A 17,985-nucleotide genomic window follows, 5' to 3' on the forward strand; every position below is an offset into this window, starting at 1 on the left:
AACATTTCCCTTTTGTGTATGTCACTTAAGGTTTATTTAGCTTACATGTTGTTTTTTTACGGGGTCAAATAATCGAATTCTCAGCAAAATGGATAACAGACTTAGTACCAGGAACAATACACCTCCAAGCACGATGTACTGTGTGCCGATCCCCGAGATGAACAGCCCGCCTACAGCAGTTCCCAAGGTTATTCCCAAATTACCGCATGAAAGGAACAAACCATTCGAGAAATCGGGCGCTTCTGGCGCGGCAGAGGTGATCCAATACTGACCAATTAGATTGCTTATTGCATAACATACTCCCCATAAAATCACGGTTAAAATCATAGGTCCAGTGGATGTGCCCGTCCAAAAGGATAAAAGATATACGATGCCCAATACTACGGGAAAAAGTATAACGGTTTTACGTGTGTTTTTAGAAAGCAGCCTGCCTCCCACCACGTTTCCCACTAGACTGGCTAAACCATATATAAATAACACGATACTCAATGTTTTTCCCGAAATATGAGTGATAGAGCCCAAGTACTCTGCGATGTAACTATTCACACTTGCTGTTGCCGAAGCCATAAGGATCACTGCAGCGATGGCTAGCCAAGTGATACCTCTTTTTAAGATGCTCAATTGTGCTCCATACGCAAGTTTTTCCTTAACAGGCATAGAGGGGATAAATATCCATGTACCCAGAAATGCCAACGCGTTTACGATCGCAATGAATACCATTGCCATTTCTACCGATGTTCCATTCGCGATATAGTTTGTGATTGGTACGCCAAGTACCATTCCTGCGGTGACTCCAAGCATTACTTTAGATACCGCTTTGGGAGCTTCTTCACTGCTTACAGAGGTCGCTGCTACGGTCAAAGCCAATGAACAATAAATGGGATGGAAAAAGCCCGGAATGATACGAGCCACGAGGGCAACGGTGAACGTTGGTGCAAAGATGGAAATAATATTACATACAACAAAAATACCGAGCACGAGTAACATCACTGTTTTACGGTTTATACCGGAAAATAATAAAGGCATCGTAGGACCCGCAATCGCAACAGCGAGTGCAAAGAGACTCACGAGCAAGCCAGCCTTGGAAACACTGACATGAAAATAATCAGCTATTTGAGGTAATATCCCAATGACGCCCATCTCTGTAGTTAGGATGCCGAAAACACCGATAATTAATATATACATAAGTACATGATTTGATTTGACCACAAGCAAAACTCCTTCACTATTTCTGATTCATTCTCTAAACTTACGAATGGCGCAGATAAAAAATAAATGCACAAGAATGTATTTTTGCGCTTATGTGTATTATTATAGAAAGTACGTCTTATCTACAATGACTAAAAGATGATGATTTGTGCATTAGTGCACAGATCGTGGAAATTTGGATACAAACAGAGGAAAGTCAGGTGACTCGAAATGCCCAAAGTGGATCGAAGAATACTCAAATCTCAAGATGCCATTAAAAAAGCGTTGATTGAACTTATGTCTCAAAAGCATTTTGACCAGATTACGATTCAGGATATTTCCGACACAGCGAATGTTAGCCGCAGAACCATCTATCTTCACTATCTGGATAAGTATGATTTACTGGATAAGCTCATCGAGGAACATGTGAACGAACTACAGGTATTGTGTGAATCCGAATCTGAAACGAATGCTACAGATGGGGGAATGAGCTGGTTTGAATACTTTGAGAGCAACTATTTATTCTTTTCAGCTATGTTAACAAGTAAAGGAGCACCCTTCTTTCGCAGCCGTTTTCTCCAATTTGTCATCGAGGATATAAAGAACGGATGGGACATGAATGAGGGAAAAAATCGCGGGATAAGTGAAGATATTTTGCTTCAATTCTTTGCGCCAGCGTATGTGGGAATTGTGGAATGGTGGTTTATAAACCAAATGCCCTATCCACCTCATGTCATGGAAGAACAAGTGAATACGTTATTGGAGCTGAATCTTTCATAAATAAAAACTCACGCTGAACCTTTCTGATATTATAAAAAAAGTCGCCACCAGGGCGACTTCATAACGGTATAGCATTTTCCTCGCTTATAGCGGAGTTAACAATGCTAAGCTATTTTTTTAACATTTGCCCCTGACTATCATTATCATTGGCATTTTCTTTGATATAAATTTCGTTCAGCACGTTAACACGAACGTTGATCTTTTGCTCCAGCTTCGGAAACCACTTGGTTTTCCATTCCTTTAATTTCCCCTCCGACAGTTGGGGTCGAAATATCATGCCTACACCCAATACATCCGATTTAAAAGATTGAACCTTCCTTACCGTTTCATTAAACTGTTGGCTGATCTGTTCTTTCATTTCTTTCTCAATCACCGCGTTACCCTTACTTTCAGGGCTTTCCGTAATCACTACATTGAGAAGAATATCGGTCAGGATGGATGGCCCGTTCTCCGACCAGGAGGTCTTGTGTTTGATTTTGGTGTCTTCAATAAGAACACTCGTGTTCTGAGCCACTTCAATGGTTCCCCCTGAATATTTCCCTTTAAACAAATTAAACAAAAGCGTCTCTTCCTGATTCAGCGTTCCTACCATGCGGTCATCCCGCATCACGGCCGTGCCTTTAAAGGTGAACAAAGTTCGATCGCCGTTTTTGAGCATGGGGATGGCCATGTCTTCCGTATATGAATTCTGGTTTTGATAAGCTTCCCATATTCGGACGATGGATTGATTGGGCGTCCACCCGGCATCCTGGCTAAAAAAGTCGTAGGAAGAAATTTCAGGTGTTGGCGAAATTTGATGATACATCGTCTTCTCAAAATCACCGTCAATAACCCCTACCAAGCCTTTAATCGAGATATCATTCGCTCTCACAGCAAAATTGATGATGTTATCAATCCCCTGCTCTGCGACTTTCCTGTCGATTAGCAATAATCTCAAATGTACCAATTCAATGCTTTTTTCGGAATCCGTGCGAATCAAATCAATGGCTTTACTGATGGATTTCGCTTCTTTGTCAAGAATTTGGGTTTTGCCTGATGCATCGGGTATTTGGAGAATGATCCTGTATTTTTCCGTAGTTCCCTTTCCTATTCCCATGACAACAGGCAGATACTGTTTGTTAATATCCTTTGTATCCCAACATCCCGGGAGTAACATCATCATAGATAGGGCCACAATCAGAGTCTTGATGATGCGCATGTTCATGTACTCACCCTCTTTCGCTGCCATTGCGCCGCGAGGAATACAATGATTGGAAAACCGATAACGCTATAGACGCAAAAGAAAGAATTCAGGTACAGGTATGAATTCAAAGCGTTGACATCCGGTATCATGAGACTGAACACGTACAAGGTGAAGCACACCACGGAGAGAACCCATAATCGATTGATTTTCGGCATAAATAACTGATTCAGCAGGGACACCAGAATCCAGAGTAAAACGGAAACCTTTAGAACACCCAGCGCACTGGAGGCTACCACGTAGAAGCTTGGAAGCCAGTCAAATACAACCCACTCCAAATCAATGGTATCCGATGCCATAAGCATGGGATATTGCAAATGAATTACCGTTTCCTGACCGAATACGAGAAGCGGAACATATATAGATCCCAAAGCAAACACAAATATGATACCAACCGCAGCAGCTGCTTTACCAAAACTAAGCCGTTGCTTGGAGGGAATCATGCCAAGGAATAGGAACCCGGCTGAAATGACCGTACATACATAGAAATCCGAATTGGAGAAAAACGACATTCCACTATCCCAAATCGGAAAAATGTAGCTGATTCTGAAATTCTGGATGCTGATCATCATGGAGAAAAAAATGAATGGCATCAAGAGAATACACAATCCGATGCTCGCCCGAATCATGACCTCGAGTCCCTTCCAAACAGCATAGAAACACAGAACGATAAAGAGAGCTGATGTTGCTACTGGCGGTGTTCTCTGTAGTAATACAGCTTTGATTTCGACAGACTGGAAGTACATAAGCAATAACAGCTCGATATATAGGAAGATCAACATCGGCAGAACGATCAGTCTCGTTACCCATTTGCCCAGTGATTCATTACAGATGTCCACCACTGTTTTCCCCGGAAACTGCGACAACGCTTTTAAGTACATCCATAGAACCAGTAGCTCTGCCAAAAAGAGGATCGTTATGGGTTCCCAGTGTCCTTTTGAAGTCGCAGAGATGATCCGTTCAGGAAAGATGGCAAAGATCGAAGCAAGGTGAAGCAGAACAAACATAGTAAGAATCTGGGCTTTATTCATCCTGAGCCTTTCCTTTCACACTTAAACTTAAGTAGGGAACGGAGCAAGTACTCAACGAGGAAAAATACAATATAATCCAAATCATCGCAGCCTCAAGGCCCCATATCCCAAAGAAGGAACTGATGATCATGACAACATATTTATACATTCGTATACCCGTCGTATTCATATAACCCGCCAGCACAAAATTAGCGATCGCAGAGGCAACAAGAATAATAATTAATAGATTACTGACAAGTTTAGCTTGGACAATGGCTTGACCCAACAGAATACCGCCAATCATGGTTATGGTGGGTCCGATGTTCTTTGGTAGTCGAATCGTGGCTTCGATAATCATTTCCAGAAGCAACATTACCAGCAGCATTTCGATCAACGAAGGATAAGGGACCCCTTCCCTGCTCTTGGCTACCGTGATGGCTAACTGAATTCGCAACAGTTCCGGGTTTACCGAATTAAGCACAATATACAGACCTGGAAGTGTGATAGCCAAAAGTGCACCAATCGCCCGGATGGTTCGTAAAAACACCTGAAATAGATACGGGTAGTTGAAGTCCAACGTTGTTGACCACAAATCCGTTATGATCGCTGGGAAAGCAAAAGCAAACGAATATTGGTCAATCAAAATAACCACTTTTCCGTTCATCATATTCTGTACCATCTCACCCGGTAGCTCCGAAGAGATATACGTTGGCGTTATTGAGAATCTGGGATGCCCCAGTATACTAAGCAGGTCCCTTACCGTATTCAGTTCCTTATCTTTATTTTGTTCCAGCTTATCCCGAATTGCCGCAATGACTTTCGGTTGGGCAACTCCCTCAATGTACACCATGGCAATTTTCTTGGTAGACTGAACCCCTGTCTCTCTGCTTTCGATCACCAACTGGTCGGATATCATTTTTTTTCGCAACAAACCTATATTTTTATCAATATCTTCTGTAAAAGCATCGAACGCGGATTGAAGGGGATTTTCGCTCTCTGGCGAGCTTACGGACCGCGAAATTCCAGGATGTTCCGGTTCAATGACTGCTGCTAATCCTTTTGTGCTGAACAACACAAGTTTTCCATGCAGGAGATTGTTGCATAGTTCGTCCAATGACATGAATGCTTCTTCTTCAAAAGGACTGAACATTTTCAGAAAAGTTTCGTTCTCATTACCACTTGCCGCTTGATTTATTGTGGACAACGTTGTCTGAAGATCGACTAGCGTTTTCACGAAGTATGCTCTGAATTTCTGATTGGCGATAAGCACGTCCTTATTGCTGAAATCCGTGCTCTTTTCGAAACGGTCATAGAGTTGCTTTTCTATATCGTGAAGATCTTGTTCATGGATTCGCTGCAAATTTTACCACCTCTTTTGAAGTAGTATGTCGTTAAGAAAAAAGTTTATTCAGAAATTCACCTTGATTTACACTGTAAATTAGAAGCTTTTGTCTCTCTTTTACTGCGTATAGATCCCTTCCCGGATAATTGTTGCCCAAAATTTTTGAACTGGAAACCAAAATTGAATATAATATTGTAATGCACCAATGGGTGGGAGGATAGGCCATGAATAAAGAGGAACAGGTCTTATTGGGTTTCAGGGACTTATATAACAAGCTGGTTTGGCTTAATAAAGATAAGATGGAAGAAAGTCTCAAGGGGTATAAACCTTCTGAGGTACATTGCATCGAATACATTGAAAAGAATGCAGATTCCAATGTGACAAAACTTGCGGAGTCCTTCTATATGACTCGAGGTGCGATAAGTAAATTAACGAAGAAGCTCATAGAAAAAGGCCTGATCGAAAGCTATCAGAAGTCGGATAACAAGAAAGAAATCTATTTTAGGCTTACAGAACAAGGGAAAGTCATTTATCAAATCCATGAGGACCTGCACAACGAGTTTCAAGAGCGAGATAAAATTGTATTCGAACAGGTAACCGACGATCAGTTTGACAGTATGCTTAACTTCGTGGACAAGTATAATCGGCATTTGGATGCAGAAATAAAGAAGCTGGGTACAGATCTGAAGTCGGAATAAATCTTAATAATGAAAGTTAAACTAAAGGCAGCCGGACTCTATTTGAGAACAGGCTGTTTTTTTATTGTTATTATTTTGTTGACAAGGAAACAAAGCAGTTGTACGATATTAATGTTTCCAAGGAAATAAAATCACGACGTTTGAGAGGAGAATTCAATGTTTAAATCACGATCACATCATACACAGAACACAGAACAAACCATAGACAAACACGCTTTATTATTCGGTCTGATCTCTGTGTTTCTTTGCGGAATAGGCTTCAGTATTATCGCGCCTGTCGTCCCATTCCTAGTACAGCCTTATACAAGCAGTCCAGGAGAACAAGCTATCGTTGTTACGCTGCTGACCTCTGTTTATGCCTTTTGCGTATTTTTTGCGTCTCCCGTGCTTGGAGCTCTGAGCGACAAATATGGCCGTCGTCCATTGCTCCTGGTCTGCCTTTTGGGTTCCGTAATTGGATACTTGGTTTTCGGCATAGGTGGAGCCCTATGGGTACTCTTTGCGGGGCGTATAATCGAGGGTATAACAGGAGGAAGCATAGGTACAATCTTCGCATATTTTGCGGACATCATCCCACCCGAACAGAGAACCAAATACTTTGGATGGGTGAGTGCGGTTGTAGGTGTAGGCACCGTCATTGGCCCGACTGTAGGCGGATTACTCGCCAAGATTGATTATTCTGCACCCATGTATTTTGGAGCCATCATAACTTTGGTGAATGTTATATATGGATTCTTTTTTATGCCTGAGAGTCTTGCCAAGACACATAGACTGAAAGAAATTACTTTGGTGAGACTTAATCCATTCATACAGCTTGCAAACCTGCTTTCCATGAAAAACTTAAACAGACTACTGATCTCAGCCTTCTTACTTTGGATACCCAACGGATCTTTACAGGCCGTTTTCTCACAATTTTCAATGGATACTTTCAATTGGAAGCCTGCAATCATCGGACTTATGTTCTCAATTATGGGTGTCCAGGATATCATCTCACAAGGTCTCATCATGCCTAAGCTTTTGAAAAGACTTAGTGATAAACAAATAGCCATTCTTGGAATGGTTTCAGAAATTATAGGTTACAGTCTGATCGCACTATCTACTTTGTTCTCATTCTATCCACTATTTATCGTGGGCATGTTTATCTTTGGTTTTGGTGATTCGATCTTCGGGCCTTCCTTCAATGGCATGCTCTCCAAGTCTGTCGATTCTAGTGAACAAGGCAGGGTTCAAGGGGGTAGCCAATCTATTCAGGCTTTAGCTAGAATGATTGGTCCTATCATTGGAGGTCAAATCTATGTATCGCTTGGTCATGCTGCACCCGCCATTATGGGTGTGATCCTTATAGCAGCGGCAATACCCGTTTTGTATAAGCGAAAACAAGTAATTATTTAAAATGCCTACTTTCATCAGGCAAGTATTGGATTGATTGGTGGGCAAGACACCACAGAACAGAAAATAGGGTTTCAGAACTTAGGTACAGGTTCTGAAACCCTATTTGTCTGCAGTTCGGGATGTCGAGACAATTAGTCTACCTTTCCAAACTCCAGTACATAGATGGATGAAGGACGTAATGCGTAACCACGCTGCCAATCCTCGGTCAAAACACTCCGTTCTGTGCACTTGATATGATTGGGTTGAAACATGGAGTTGATGTTATTATACGAATCGCTGGTAATCTCATATAAGGTCCCCTCTTCACTCGCATCGAAAACTTGTAAATCCAGCTCAACCGATACTTCCTCCAAGCTTCGGTTCACAATAAACAAGGTGACCCTGCTGCCATCAACATTCGTTCCGGCTACAACATCCAGATCGGGGAGTGCATCCAGCTCTACAGGCGTTTTTTGGTTTGAAGTTACAGAGAATGTTCCACATTCAGCTTCTACAGGTAGGATATGATGAATATCCCGATTCGCGTAAAGCTTTAATACTTCATAGGTTGGAGTTCCATAGATCGTGAGTGGGTGTCCACTCCATCCAGCATGCTTGCCCCGATATTGATCCGCATAGAAATCCCCGACACGGATACATCCCCCAAGCCAACCATTGACCAGATCGGAGAAACTGCCAATTTGCACGCTATCGCTGCAACGAATCATTTCATTCAGATTGGCGGCATTCGCCACGGCTGCTCCAAGGGTATGCTCGTCTGGCAGTCCTTTTCGCACAGTGTTTGGATAGTACATCGTGTTATATTCGGTGATGGCCAGCTTCACATGCTGATGCTTGATGTCGGAATGAATAACCTCCATTGTCTGATGTATATAGTGCCGGGTCCACTCGGGATAACTAGCCATTGCTTTATACCGATCCTCAGCCGGCGTATCCCGATTCATGCCAAAGGGACCGTAGCCGTGATACAAATGTAATGTTAAATAATCGATATACTCCCCTGCCAGAGCAAGCACAGTTTTATTCCAATCCTGCTCGTAATGTCCACAGGCCAGCAATACAATGGAAGGATCTGCTTCCTTCATCGTTTTGGCAAACTGTACGGTCCGCTCCGCAAATTGCTCCGCAGAGCAAGCTCCAACTTGCCATTGCCCCCAAACCTCGTTGCCGATCTCCCAATACTTCACATGATATGGTTCCGGAGATCCGTTCTTCGCCCGAAGAGCCCCCATTGGGGTATCTACACTTCCATTACAATATTCAATCCATTGGGCGGCCTCTTGAGGTGTACCCGATCCATCGTTCACACAAATCAGAGGTTCCACCTGCAGCTCGTAACAAAAGCGGATAAATTCATCCGTTCCGAAATATTTGCTGGTCCATCCTCCCCATGCCTCGTTGTACATGACTGGCCTCTCCAGAATCGGCCCAACGCCATGCTCCCAGTGATAGGCGCTAATGTAGTTCCCTGCAAGTCTCATCATGCCTGCGTTTAGTTCTCTGGTCATCTCTATTATTTCGCTTTTTACCAGAGCAATATGATCCACAGGCAATAAAGACACATGGTCCAGCCAGAGCATTCCCGTGGAGACATGATCGATCCATCTTGGATGCTCTGTCGGAACATACACCCGAATCTCTGCATCTGAACAAGCACGTAGGATCGTCAGCCGTCCTTCATAATCCTGCCAGTTATGGCTGTGCAATTCGATTTTCAACTGACCGAGCACTTCTTCCGTACGTCTATCGACCGCCTCCACCATCAAATACTGGAGTTCGATGGAGGCTCGCGCAACTATACGAACGGTGTAGTCCATAGGCCCTTTCAATGCGCAGCTTTGTGCAATCCCGGCGTACGCTTCATCATCACTAAAGATACGAATACGCTGAGCGCGACCCGAATGTCTGGGAGCCGGGGCTTCCATTGCATATTGCGTATTTCTTCCGTTGGTGTAGGTACTCCAGCTTCCCGATACAGAAGCGCTTGATTCAGCCTCGCTTTCAAAGTCCATATCCTTCAATGGAAATGCAAGCATCGCTTCCATATGGTCTCGGATGTCTTCCACAAAATGCCCAAACAAAAAAGGGTTGACCGTGTGTTCGCTTACACGACTACAATCTATACTAATTCTGGCGTTTGATTTCAACATAAGTCCTCCATCATTGTGGTTGATATGGATTTAACCTTTAATCGATCCAATCATGACCCCTTTAACAAAATGGCGCTGCACAAAAGGATACATCAACATTACAGGCAAACTGGAGACGATAATCACCGCATACTTGATGCTCTCCGCGAGCAAGATTTTGTCTTCCAATCCAAGGCTGCCGTCCACGGCATCGGATTGGCTGATCAGCAGAATTTCGCGCAGTACCAACTGAAGCGGATGCAGATTTTCGTTACGAATATAAATGAGCGCGTTAAAAAAAGAATTCCAATGGCCTACGGCATAGAACAGCACCATCACGGCCAGGATCGGCTTGGACAGGGGCAGGATAATGCTCACAAGCAGCCGCCAATTGGAGCACCCATCCATGTGGGCAGCTTCTTGAAGCTCCCAGGGAATACTCGACTGAAAATACGTTCTCATCACGATCAGATTGTACGTGGCGATTGCGCCGGGAATGATCAGAGCCCACATCGTATCCACCATGCCCAAATTTTTAACCAATAGATACGTTGGAATTAATCCGCCACTGAAGAACATCGTTAGCGTGATAAACACCATGATTACATTACGTCCAGGAAGATCAGGTCTGGAAAGAGGGTATGCGGCCAACACGGTCATGATAATGTTAATCACAGTGCCCACGACCGTATAAAATATCGTATTACGGTACCCCACCCATATCTTCTCGTTGTGCAAAATATTCGTGTAGGCGTCCAAAGTCAGTCCTTTGGGCAATAACCAGACTTCTCCGTTTAATACTTTTGTGGGATCACTGAACGAAGCGCTCACGATAAAAATCAACGGGTACAGGACAGCGATAATAATGATTGAGGCTATGATGTAAATGATTACATCGAAAATCCGTTCATTGGAACTGGCTTGTAATGTCGCCTGCTTGGACATGGGATCTTGCCCTCCTTTACCATAAGCTCGTCTCAGACGTCTTCCGCGCAATCCGATTGACCAGTAAAAGTAACAGCAGATTAATGATTGAATTAAAAAGCCCGATAGCAGCTGTATAGCTGTATTCTCCCTTGAGGATACCTGTCGTATAGACAAACGTTGAAATGACGTCGCTCGATTCCAGATTGATATTGTTTTGCATCAGCAAAATTTTCTCAAACCCTACGTTCATGAAATGACCGATGTCCAGAATGAGCAAAATGATGACGACAGGAGCGATGCCGGGTAGCGATATATGCCAAATTCGCCGCAGCCGTGACGCCCCATCCATCTTGGCAGCTTCATACAGATGTGGGTTCACTCCGCTCAAGGCTGCAATATAGATGATGGATTGCCAGCCCATGTTCTGCCATATATTCGAACTGATAAAAATGGTTTTGAACCAACCTGCTTCCTCAAGAAAACGGATCGGTGTACCTCCGAATGCCTCAATTAGCATATTGACTGGACCCGTATGGGGCGAGAGAAACACATTCAGTATGCCAACGATAACGACCACTGAAATAAAGTGGGGAATATACGTAATATTTTGCAGCCATTTGCTGAAGGTTTTATTGCGAATTTCATTAATGATTAGTGCCAGCAGAATCGGAATCGGAAAGGCAATCAATAAGGAGAACAAGTTAATGGATAATGTATTCCATAGAAGTCTCCAGAAATAATAGGAATCAAAGAATCGTTCGAAGTGTCCAAAGCCTTCCCAGCTGCTGCCCAGAATTCCTTTAGCCGGATTGAAGTTTTTGAACGCAATTTGCAGTCCATACAGAGGGGCATAGTGGAATATCACATACCAAGTGACTGGCAGAAGCAGCATAAGGTACAGGTCCAATCTTTTACCCATTTGCCTTAACAGGCCTGAACTCTTTTTCGGATGGCTTCGTGGCATCGTCATCGTTGTATCGGTTTTGACGCTTTTCATAGGCAACTGCTCCTCATCCATGATGTTTCAGCATTATTTCTGCATCTTGTCAAAGGCATCCTGATACAACTTCTCCAGTTCCTCAACTCTCATCTTTTTGAGCGTGGCCTGGAATTGCTCCCACTTGTCAAAACCGATTGCTCCCACAATAAATTTTGTACTCTGTTCTTCGTAATATTTATCAATATCATTTCGCAGAATGTTGACTTCCTGGGCGGTTTGCTCGTCAAACATTGGAGCCGCATAGCGAACTTTTGGCATGAACGGATCGAGCTTTTGCTGCGCCTCCTGCACCTGAGGTGGATTGATAAAGGAAGCAACCTGTTCACTGATGAGATGTGGCGCGCCTCCGCCGGCATAAGGCGTAATTTTGGCCTGGTTACTGATTTCCTTCAAGAAGTCCTCTTTATAGTAAGGAATACCATCCTTCATCTCGTAATGCTCGCCTTCTCTTCCGAATCGAAGCAGGGTAGAACCCTCGTCACTGTAGAAATAATCAATCCAACGCATCGTGACTTCAGGATATTTATTGACGGATGTGATTGCAAAGGCTCCAAAATCCCTGGCTACTGGCAGAGCCTGACTCTGTAAACGGTCACCTTGTGGACCTTCCAGTGGGGCGATACCAGTATATTGGTCTTTGATCGACAAGAAGTTATTGTTCGTCTGGTCAAAGAAAAAACCTGTATTTCCCGATCCCTGCTTGGCCAGATATTGCGCTTCCGTATGTGAAAATATTTCCTGATCCAACAGCTTTTCCTTATACAGCTTATTTAAGTACATCAGCATTTCTTTATTCTGGTCGCTGCCCATCCAGATACTAACTTTGTCATTTTCAATATTAATGTTATAGCCGAGCTGTGAATCCAATCCGAATGACCCACTCATCGCGTTTACAACAGCCAATCCTACGCGGGCTGTCATCGGAAGTTCATCCTGTTTGCCGTTTCCATTCGGATCACCATCACGGAAGGCAAGCAATACATTGTAAAGTTCTTCGGTGGTCTCCGGCACTTTCAGATTCAGCTTGTCCAGCCACATCTGATTGATCCATTTCTTATCCGTACGCGCCGCACTTAGCGTAACAATACCCGGAATCGTATAAATATGGCCCTCTGGTGTAGTAATGCCTGAGCGAATTTCGGGATATTGTTCCATTAATTTCTTCAAATTCGGAGCATATTCATCGATAAGACCTTCTAGTGGGATCAATTGGCCGGCAGAGCCGTAGCGGATGGCTTCAAGCGGGGAAATACCTGAACGGAACAGGGCATCCGGCAGTTCATTCGAAGCAAACAACAGATTTTTTTTCTCCTGAAAACCATCCGTCTGTGCTTCAATGAATTCCACCTTCACATGGCTTAATTTCTCGTAATCCTGAAAGACCGGCATCTCCTTGAAAGGGCCATTTACGGGTGCAATTCGGGTAAACATCTTGAGATTCACCGGTTCGTCCACAATCGGAAACCCGGTCGTATGAATGTCGTTCTTCGAAACCTCTGGTGAAGCTTCGTTATTGGTTCCACCGGAATTGCATCCAGCCAGCATCAAACTGGAAGCGATCATCATCATGATCATATTTCTTCCCCAGCGTTTGCGCATAAAGTTGTGCCCCCCACAATTCTTTATCACCAACGTAATTTGTAAGCGTTCACGGTTGGTGTGTGCTCATTATAATTCACCGGGCATGGAAGGTAATTACAATAATATGACCCTTTACTCCACATATTTTACGAGTTTAGAGTTCTGCTCTTATCTGCCTAGTTTCCCAAGTGCAAAGTCGGGAGTTTCGTTTCGTTCTTCCTTTTTCCTGGATTGCTCAAATACGCTTGCGGTGTTAAACCCGTTATTTCTTTGAATACTTTGAAAAAGTAGTTGTGTGTCGTAAATCCCACTTGCAAGCTTATTTCTTTAATCGAGTATCGGCCGCTGTCCAGCAGCTTGCACCCTGCGTCAATCCGAACCTGATTCAGATATTCTGAAAAAGTCCGCTGCGTCTCCTCCTTGAATATTCTGCTTAAATAGGAGGCATTCAGGCCGATTACGCTTGCCGCAAGCTCCAATGTGACATAACCGGAGTACCTCTCCAGAATGAATTGGATCGTCTGCGTGACATGGCGAGAATAGGAACCGATTACACGATGTTGATTCAACAAATGAAACAGGCTGGAGAAGAAGGACTGCAGGCCTTGCTCCAGTTCTCTTATCGTTTTCATGCGCCCAAGCTCGCTTCTTGAAGGCAGATTAGCTACCGCTGGATCTGTGGAAGGCAAGCAGGTCCTCCATGCTTTATCACCCGTTTGCATGAGCTCGCTGACAATCATCTGAACCGTATGTGAATGGATAGGCAAGTGGTCTATCGAAGCAATAATAGTGGAAATCAATTGGTTCACGCCTTGCTTGTCAAACCTTTCAATGGATAACAGAAGCTGCTTGTGCTCCTCAATGGTCAGAGAAACTCGTTGACTCTGATCGTTTTCATGTGAATGCTTGTCCGAACATGGACTTTTAACTTGGAGGGTATGGCTTCTGAGCGTTTTCACAGACGAAGATCCATCGAGTTCGTATTCGGCGGAGCAGTAACTGGATGCAAGCTGTGATAGACTGGTGCATATTGGTCCTACTGCGGTTACACTTTGCAGATTCAGGAACAGTTCCAATGCATGCTGAATCTTCCGCAGTTGTCCATCTACCTCACGCTGCATGATGTGCTCGCTTCGTTCCCTGAAAGAAAACACGATAACAAATCGCCCTTCCTCAACGTACACCGCTGTCCGGACATGGATATCACCCAGGTTCTGCTGCATCATATCGACGACCTGCTGAACCAGGCCATTGGTCTGCACGTCACTGTATGACTCTGTCAGCAGCAGGAACGGAACAATCTGTAAAGCTGCGGTTGCATATCTGGACGCATGCGGATACAGATTGTCTTTCTGGGAAACGTCTTCAAACCCGTACGTTGATTTCGTGTTTCTTTTGAGTAAATACAGCAAATAATCGCGCATAACTTCGGGACTCACTTTCTCGGCCATGGCACTCTCGGCGACCTGTTTCTCACGCAACCGATCTTCCTGCTGCAATTCCAATACGGCTTTATTCAGCATATTGAGCAGTGTTGACTCATCCAATCGATGCTTGAGCAAATAATCAATGGAGCCATTGTTCAGACAATCCCGCACATAGTCATAATCGTCATAACTGCTGAGCATAACGGTCTTAACCCATGGAAAACGTTCCTTGATAGCCCGATTGAGCTCTACACCGTTCATTTCGGGCATATCTACATCAATAATGACAATATGCGGTGGCGACTGCTCAATCATCGTTAAAGCAATTAACCCATTATGCGCCTGACCGCATAATTCAAATCCATAGTCAGCCCAGTCCAATAATGTCCATAGATTATGGTGTACTAAGGGTTCATCATCGACGAGTAGCACCTGAAACATGGCTTATATCACCTCTCGTTTGGTATTTTCCATACTTTTCTCCAGTTTGGGGAGCCGAATTTCAGCTTTGGTGTACACCCCCGGTTCACTGCACAAATGGACACCATACGAGTCGCCGTATGTGCGAACGATTCGTTCGTGTACATTACGTACACCCATTCCACTAAAACGTGATGTTTCTCCGTTTATACCCGTACCTTTCAGTAAATACTCCCGTTGCTCCTCCGTGATCCCCTTTCCGTTGTCCACCACATCAATATGGAGATTGCTTCCTTCTTCATACACCCGGATCAACACGAATCCATCCTGTTCCAGCGGTCCGATCCCATGAATAATTGCGTTTTCAACCAGGGGCTGCAGCATCAGCTTCAACACCCGGCAATCCAGCAATGCGTCATCCTCAATTTCGGTAATCATCCGAATCGGCTTCATATATCTGTACTTCATGATGGAGATGTAGTGCTCAACATATGCCAATTCTTCACGTACCGTAAGGAATTCGCTTGAATTACCGAGGACACTTCGCATGAGCTCAATCAACGATCCCGAGACCGCTTCAATGTTTGGCACTCCGTTCATCCTGGCCAGATACTTGATCGTATTGAGCGAATTGTATAAAAAATGAGGATGGATTTGTGCTTGGAGCGCAGTAAGCTCAGCTTCCCGCTTCTCTTTCTCGCTGACGCGGATTCCTTCGAGCAGATCTTTCAATTCTTCCACCATACCGTTAAAGACATGGTACAGTTGTCCTGTCTCATCTTCACTTTTAATCTCATTTTGGGGAAGTGTCAGATTTCCGTCCTTCACCAACATCATCAGTGATTTTAGTTTCCGGATATTCAGGGTAATTCGGGAAGAGACTTGAAGTGAAACGATCAGAACAACGACAAACACAATAATGGACACCTCTGCCAGCAGGTTGCGCAGCTTCACCGATTCGGTCAGCAGAGAATCCATCGGAACCAAAGAAATAGTACTCCACCCAGTATAGTCGGATTGACGGCAAACAACGATATATTCTTTTCCATCAATGTACCGCCTGACCGCTTCACCATCCGTTTTAAATTGCTGATTGATCTCCTTGATTTGCTGATAAGATGGAGTAAGAGGTGAGTCAGTTCGGGTTTCATAGATGAATTGATTTCCCTTGTCCAGCACATAGATCATGCTATCTGTAGTTGGTCTCACGTCATATGTTTTCTGGATAAACTCATAATTAAGATCCACCATGACAAACCCTATGGTCGCACGGTTATAACGAATCTCCCGACCAATGGTAACCGCATCTGATACTCCTGTCTGCTTGAAATATGCGTGCTTTGATCCATTTTGCAGCATGTAATTCATCATTGGCGTACCCAAGATGGTCCTGTCCAGCCAAGGTCCACCTGAGAAAAATACCTTCCCGCTCAGGCCCACCACAGCTATCCGTGAAATATAGGCCTTATAATCGATCAGGGACGATAGAAATTCATCCATCCGCTTCTGTTCCTGAAACCACTCGTAACTGATTTCCTCATTCGGACTGAGCAAAGTGTCAATAACCGTGTTTTTGTTAGTCACCACGACCGTATTCAGACGGTCGATCTCTTCCAGCATTGTGTTCAATGATTCATCTGCCTGCCTTATGCTGTCCGAAACCGAAGTAATCGCATTTTGCGTAATCGTTTCACACATGCTCATATAAACAATGACCGTAATTAAAATAATGGATACTAGGGTAACGGCAATAAAAGCGATAAAAATTTTCCCTTGAATGCTGCGTTTCGGTGAAATCCATCTCTGCAATGTAGAGAGCTTCATTGTGGGAGTCTCCTTTTTCAAGATCCAATAAAAAAGTAAGCGTTCTCCGTACTGGACATGCGTTTGTTCAGGATCAGCTTGAGGTTCTCCGCATCATGATTGGAGGTACTTTATAATAGATTTTGAATGCTCTGGTAAATGAATATAAATTCGGATAACCGAGAGACAAAGCAATCTCCGTAACGGTAGCATCCGTATCCTTTAGAAGCTGTTTGGCCTTATCCATTCGTATTCTCTGCATGAATTTTAACGGAGGCAGTCCAACCTGAGTGGTAAACATATTGGAGAAGTATGAACGATGTACCCCTGCGAAGTCGGCGACCTGCTGCACGGAAATACCCTCTGTTGCATGCAATTCCATGTAATCCATGCATTCATGAATCCAGCCCGCTAGTTCTGTAGGCTGTGCGTAGTTGGTGTCTGGAACAAGGCTGGCTAACAATCCATATACCAACCCATGCAACTCCAGCGATACTGCTGGCTTCCACCGTTCCACACATGCTAATGCATGAATCAGTCGTTCGGACGTTTCCTGGACCTGTGGAGAAAACATCTGTTTGCCAAACGGACTTTCCGGAGTTAAACCAGCCAGCTCCAATAAAGGTTTGACTTTAGGCCCATCCAATGCCAGCCAGTTCATTTGCAGCGGAGATTCCGAGGGAAGCATGTGATAGTAATAGGTTCTGCCAGGAAACAGACAAAACAGATCATTCTTCTGCAGGTCCACTCGCTTGCCATCAAATTCAAGCCTGACCCTACCTTCATGCACAAAATGAAGACTGTAACACTCGATACGTTTGGGGCCAACTCGGTAATTGGATTTGGCTATACTTCGCCCTGCCCGGACTGGCCAGATGTGTTCTTCTTTATCCAAATAACCTGGCTTATAGTAGATGAATTCTGCATGCTCATACTCATATTCCTGCATCGTAGGGAGTTCCCTCCTTCTCCTATTTTGTTTGATCATAACAAAATGACAATAAAAATATAACACCGGGCTATTTTTATAACTCGTTTTTTTCAATAT

14 protein-coding genes are annotated in these 17,985 nt (G+C 44.0%); 3 read left to right on the plus strand and 11 right to left on the minus strand.

The features are described 5' to 3' along the window. Positions 1-36: 36 nt before the first annotated feature. A complete protein-coding gene (locus CRO25_RS19525; protein ID WP_079696130.1) occupies positions 37-1,209 on the minus strand; it encodes an MFS transporter in 1,173 nt (390 codons plus the stop codon). A 210-nt stretch (positions 1,210-1,419) separates the two neighbouring features. Here CRO25_RS19525 and CRO25_RS19530 point away from each other — a divergent pair, with 210 nt between their 5' ends. Next, a complete protein-coding gene (locus CRO25_RS19530; RefSeq protein ID WP_079696131.1) occupies positions 1,420-1,968 on the plus strand; it encodes a TetR/AcrR family transcriptional regulator in 549 nt (182 codons plus the stop codon). A gap of 109 nt (positions 1,969-2,077) precedes the next feature. On the opposite strand, the gene CRO25_RS19535 is transcribed toward CRO25_RS19530, so the two are convergent. From CRO25_RS19535 to CRO25_RS19545, 3 genes are read right to left on the minus strand one after another with little or no spacing between them, the layout of a single operon-like run. Next, entirely contained in the window at positions 2,078-3,172 is a 1,095-nt protein-coding gene (locus CRO25_RS19535; RefSeq protein ID WP_218670786.1) for a Ger(x)C family spore germination protein, read from the minus strand. Then, positions 3,169-4,239 (minus strand): GerAB/ArcD/ProY family transporter, encoded by a 1,071-nt coding sequence (locus CRO25_RS19540; protein WP_079696133.1) that lies wholly within the window; start codon positions 4,237-4,239, stop codon positions 3,169-3,171. The genes CRO25_RS19535 and CRO25_RS19540 overlap by 4 nt, the downstream gene beginning before the upstream one ends. Continuing rightward, positions 4,232-5,578: a spore germination protein gene (locus CRO25_RS19545; protein ID WP_079696134.1), complete on the minus strand. Its 1,347-nt coding sequence runs from the start codon at positions 5,576-5,578 to the stop codon at positions 4,232-4,234. The genes CRO25_RS19540 and CRO25_RS19545 overlap by 8 nt, the downstream gene beginning before the upstream one ends. A 206-nt stretch (positions 5,579-5,784) precedes the next feature. Between CRO25_RS19545 and CRO25_RS19550 the strand changes: the two genes are divergently transcribed. Both CRO25_RS19550 and CRO25_RS19555 read left to right on the plus strand, forming a co-directional pair. Beyond that, on the plus strand, positions 5,785-6,258 hold the full coding sequence (locus CRO25_RS19550; protein ID WP_079696135.1) for a MarR family winged helix-turn-helix transcriptional regulator: 474 nt from the start codon (positions 5,785-5,787) through the stop codon (positions 6,256-6,258). Between the two features lie 156 nt (positions 6,259-6,414). Beyond that, on the plus strand, positions 6,415-7,650 hold the full coding sequence (locus CRO25_RS19555; RefSeq protein ID WP_079696136.1) for an MFS transporter: 1,236 nt from the start codon (positions 6,415-6,417) through the stop codon (positions 7,648-7,650). A 131-nt stretch (positions 7,651-7,781) separates the two neighbouring features. Here the strand turns inward: CRO25_RS19555 and CRO25_RS19560 are convergent, their stop codons facing one another. The 7 genes from CRO25_RS19560 to CRO25_RS19590 form a co-directional block, all read right to left on the minus strand. Then, positions 7,782-9,797: an alpha-L-arabinofuranosidase C-terminal domain-containing protein gene (locus CRO25_RS19560; protein ID WP_079696172.1), complete on the minus strand. Its 2,016-nt coding sequence runs from the start codon at positions 9,795-9,797 to the stop codon at positions 7,782-7,784. A 33-nt stretch (positions 9,798-9,830) separates the two neighbouring features. Further along, positions 9,831-10,724, minus strand: a complete 894-nt coding sequence (locus CRO25_RS19565) for a carbohydrate ABC transporter permease (protein WP_079696137.1) — start codon at positions 10,722-10,724, stop codon at positions 9,831-9,833. 16 nt (positions 10,725-10,740) lie between these two features. Beyond that, positions 10,741-11,703, minus strand: coding sequence for a sugar ABC transporter permease (locus CRO25_RS19570; RefSeq protein ID WP_079696138.1), 963 nt, complete (start codon positions 11,701-11,703; stop codon positions 10,741-10,743). A gap of 33 nt (positions 11,704-11,736) precedes the next feature. Further along, a complete protein-coding gene (locus tag CRO25_RS19575) occupies positions 11,737-13,305 on the minus strand; it encodes an extracellular solute-binding protein (protein ID WP_079696139.1) in 1,569 nt (522 codons plus the stop codon). Positions 13,306-13,463: 158 nt separating this feature from the next. Continuing rightward, positions 13,464-15,155 carry a response regulator gene (locus tag CRO25_RS19580; protein WP_079696140.1) on the minus strand — a complete coding sequence of 564 codons (1,692 nt, stop codon included), beginning with the start codon at positions 15,153-15,155 and terminating at the stop codon, positions 13,464-13,466. Between the two features lie 3 nt (positions 15,156-15,158). Continuing rightward, positions 15,159-16,958: a sensor histidine kinase gene (locus CRO25_RS19585; protein ID WP_079696141.1), complete on the minus strand. Its 1,800-nt coding sequence runs from the start codon at positions 16,956-16,958 to the stop codon at positions 15,159-15,161. A gap of 73 nt (positions 16,959-17,031) precedes the next feature. Beyond that, on the minus strand, positions 17,032-17,886 hold the full coding sequence (locus CRO25_RS19590; protein ID WP_079696142.1) for an AraC family transcriptional regulator: 855 nt from the start codon (positions 17,884-17,886) through the stop codon (positions 17,032-17,034). Positions 17,887-17,985 lie beyond the last annotated feature (99 nt).

The organism is Paenibacillus sp. RU5M (assembly GCF_900221055.1).
In the GTDB taxonomy this organism is placed as follows: domain Bacteria; phylum Bacillota; class Bacilli; order Paenibacillales; family Paenibacillaceae; genus Paenibacillus; species Paenibacillus marchantiae.

Excerpts from the sequence above, each read along its gene's own strand:
- CRO25_RS19530 (WP_079696131.1), top strand. The coding sequence starts at position 1,420 with ATGCCCAAAGTGGATCGAAGAATACTCAAATCTCAAGATGCCATTAAA.
- CRO25_RS19535 (WP_218670786.1), bottom strand. The coding sequence starts at position 3,172 with ATGAACATGCGCATCATCAAGACTCTGATTGTGGCCCTATCTATGATG.
- CRO25_RS19540 (WP_079696133.1), bottom strand. The coding sequence starts at position 4,239 with ATGAATAAAGCCCAGATTCTTACTATGTTTGTTCTGCTTCACCTTGCT.
- CRO25_RS19550 (WP_079696135.1), top strand. The coding sequence starts at position 5,785 with ATGAATAAAGAGGAACAGGTCTTATTGGGTTTCAGGGACTTATATAAC.
- CRO25_RS19555 (WP_079696136.1), top strand. The coding sequence starts at position 6,415 with ATGTTTAAATCACGATCACATCATACACAGAACACAGAACAAACCATA.
- CRO25_RS19565 (WP_079696137.1), bottom strand. The coding sequence starts at position 10,724 with ATGTCCAAGCAGGCGACATTACAAGCCAGTTCCAATGAACGGATTTTC.
- CRO25_RS19570 (WP_079696138.1), bottom strand. The coding sequence starts at position 11,703 with ATGAAAAGCGTCAAAACCGATACAACGATGACGATGCCACGAAGCCAT.
- CRO25_RS19575 (WP_079696139.1), bottom strand. The coding sequence starts at position 13,305 with ATGCGCAAACGCTGGGGAAGAAATATGATCATGATGATGATCGCTTCC.
- CRO25_RS19580 (WP_079696140.1), bottom strand. The coding sequence starts at position 15,155 with ATGTTTCAGGTGCTACTCGTCGATGATGAACCCTTAGTACACCATAAT.
- CRO25_RS19585 (WP_079696141.1), bottom strand. The coding sequence starts at position 16,958 with ATGAAGCTCTCTACATTGCAGAGATGGATTTCACCGAAACGCAGCATT.
- CRO25_RS19590 (WP_079696142.1), bottom strand. The coding sequence starts at position 17,886 with ATGCAGGAATATGAGTATGAGCATGCAGAATTCATCTACTATAAGCCA.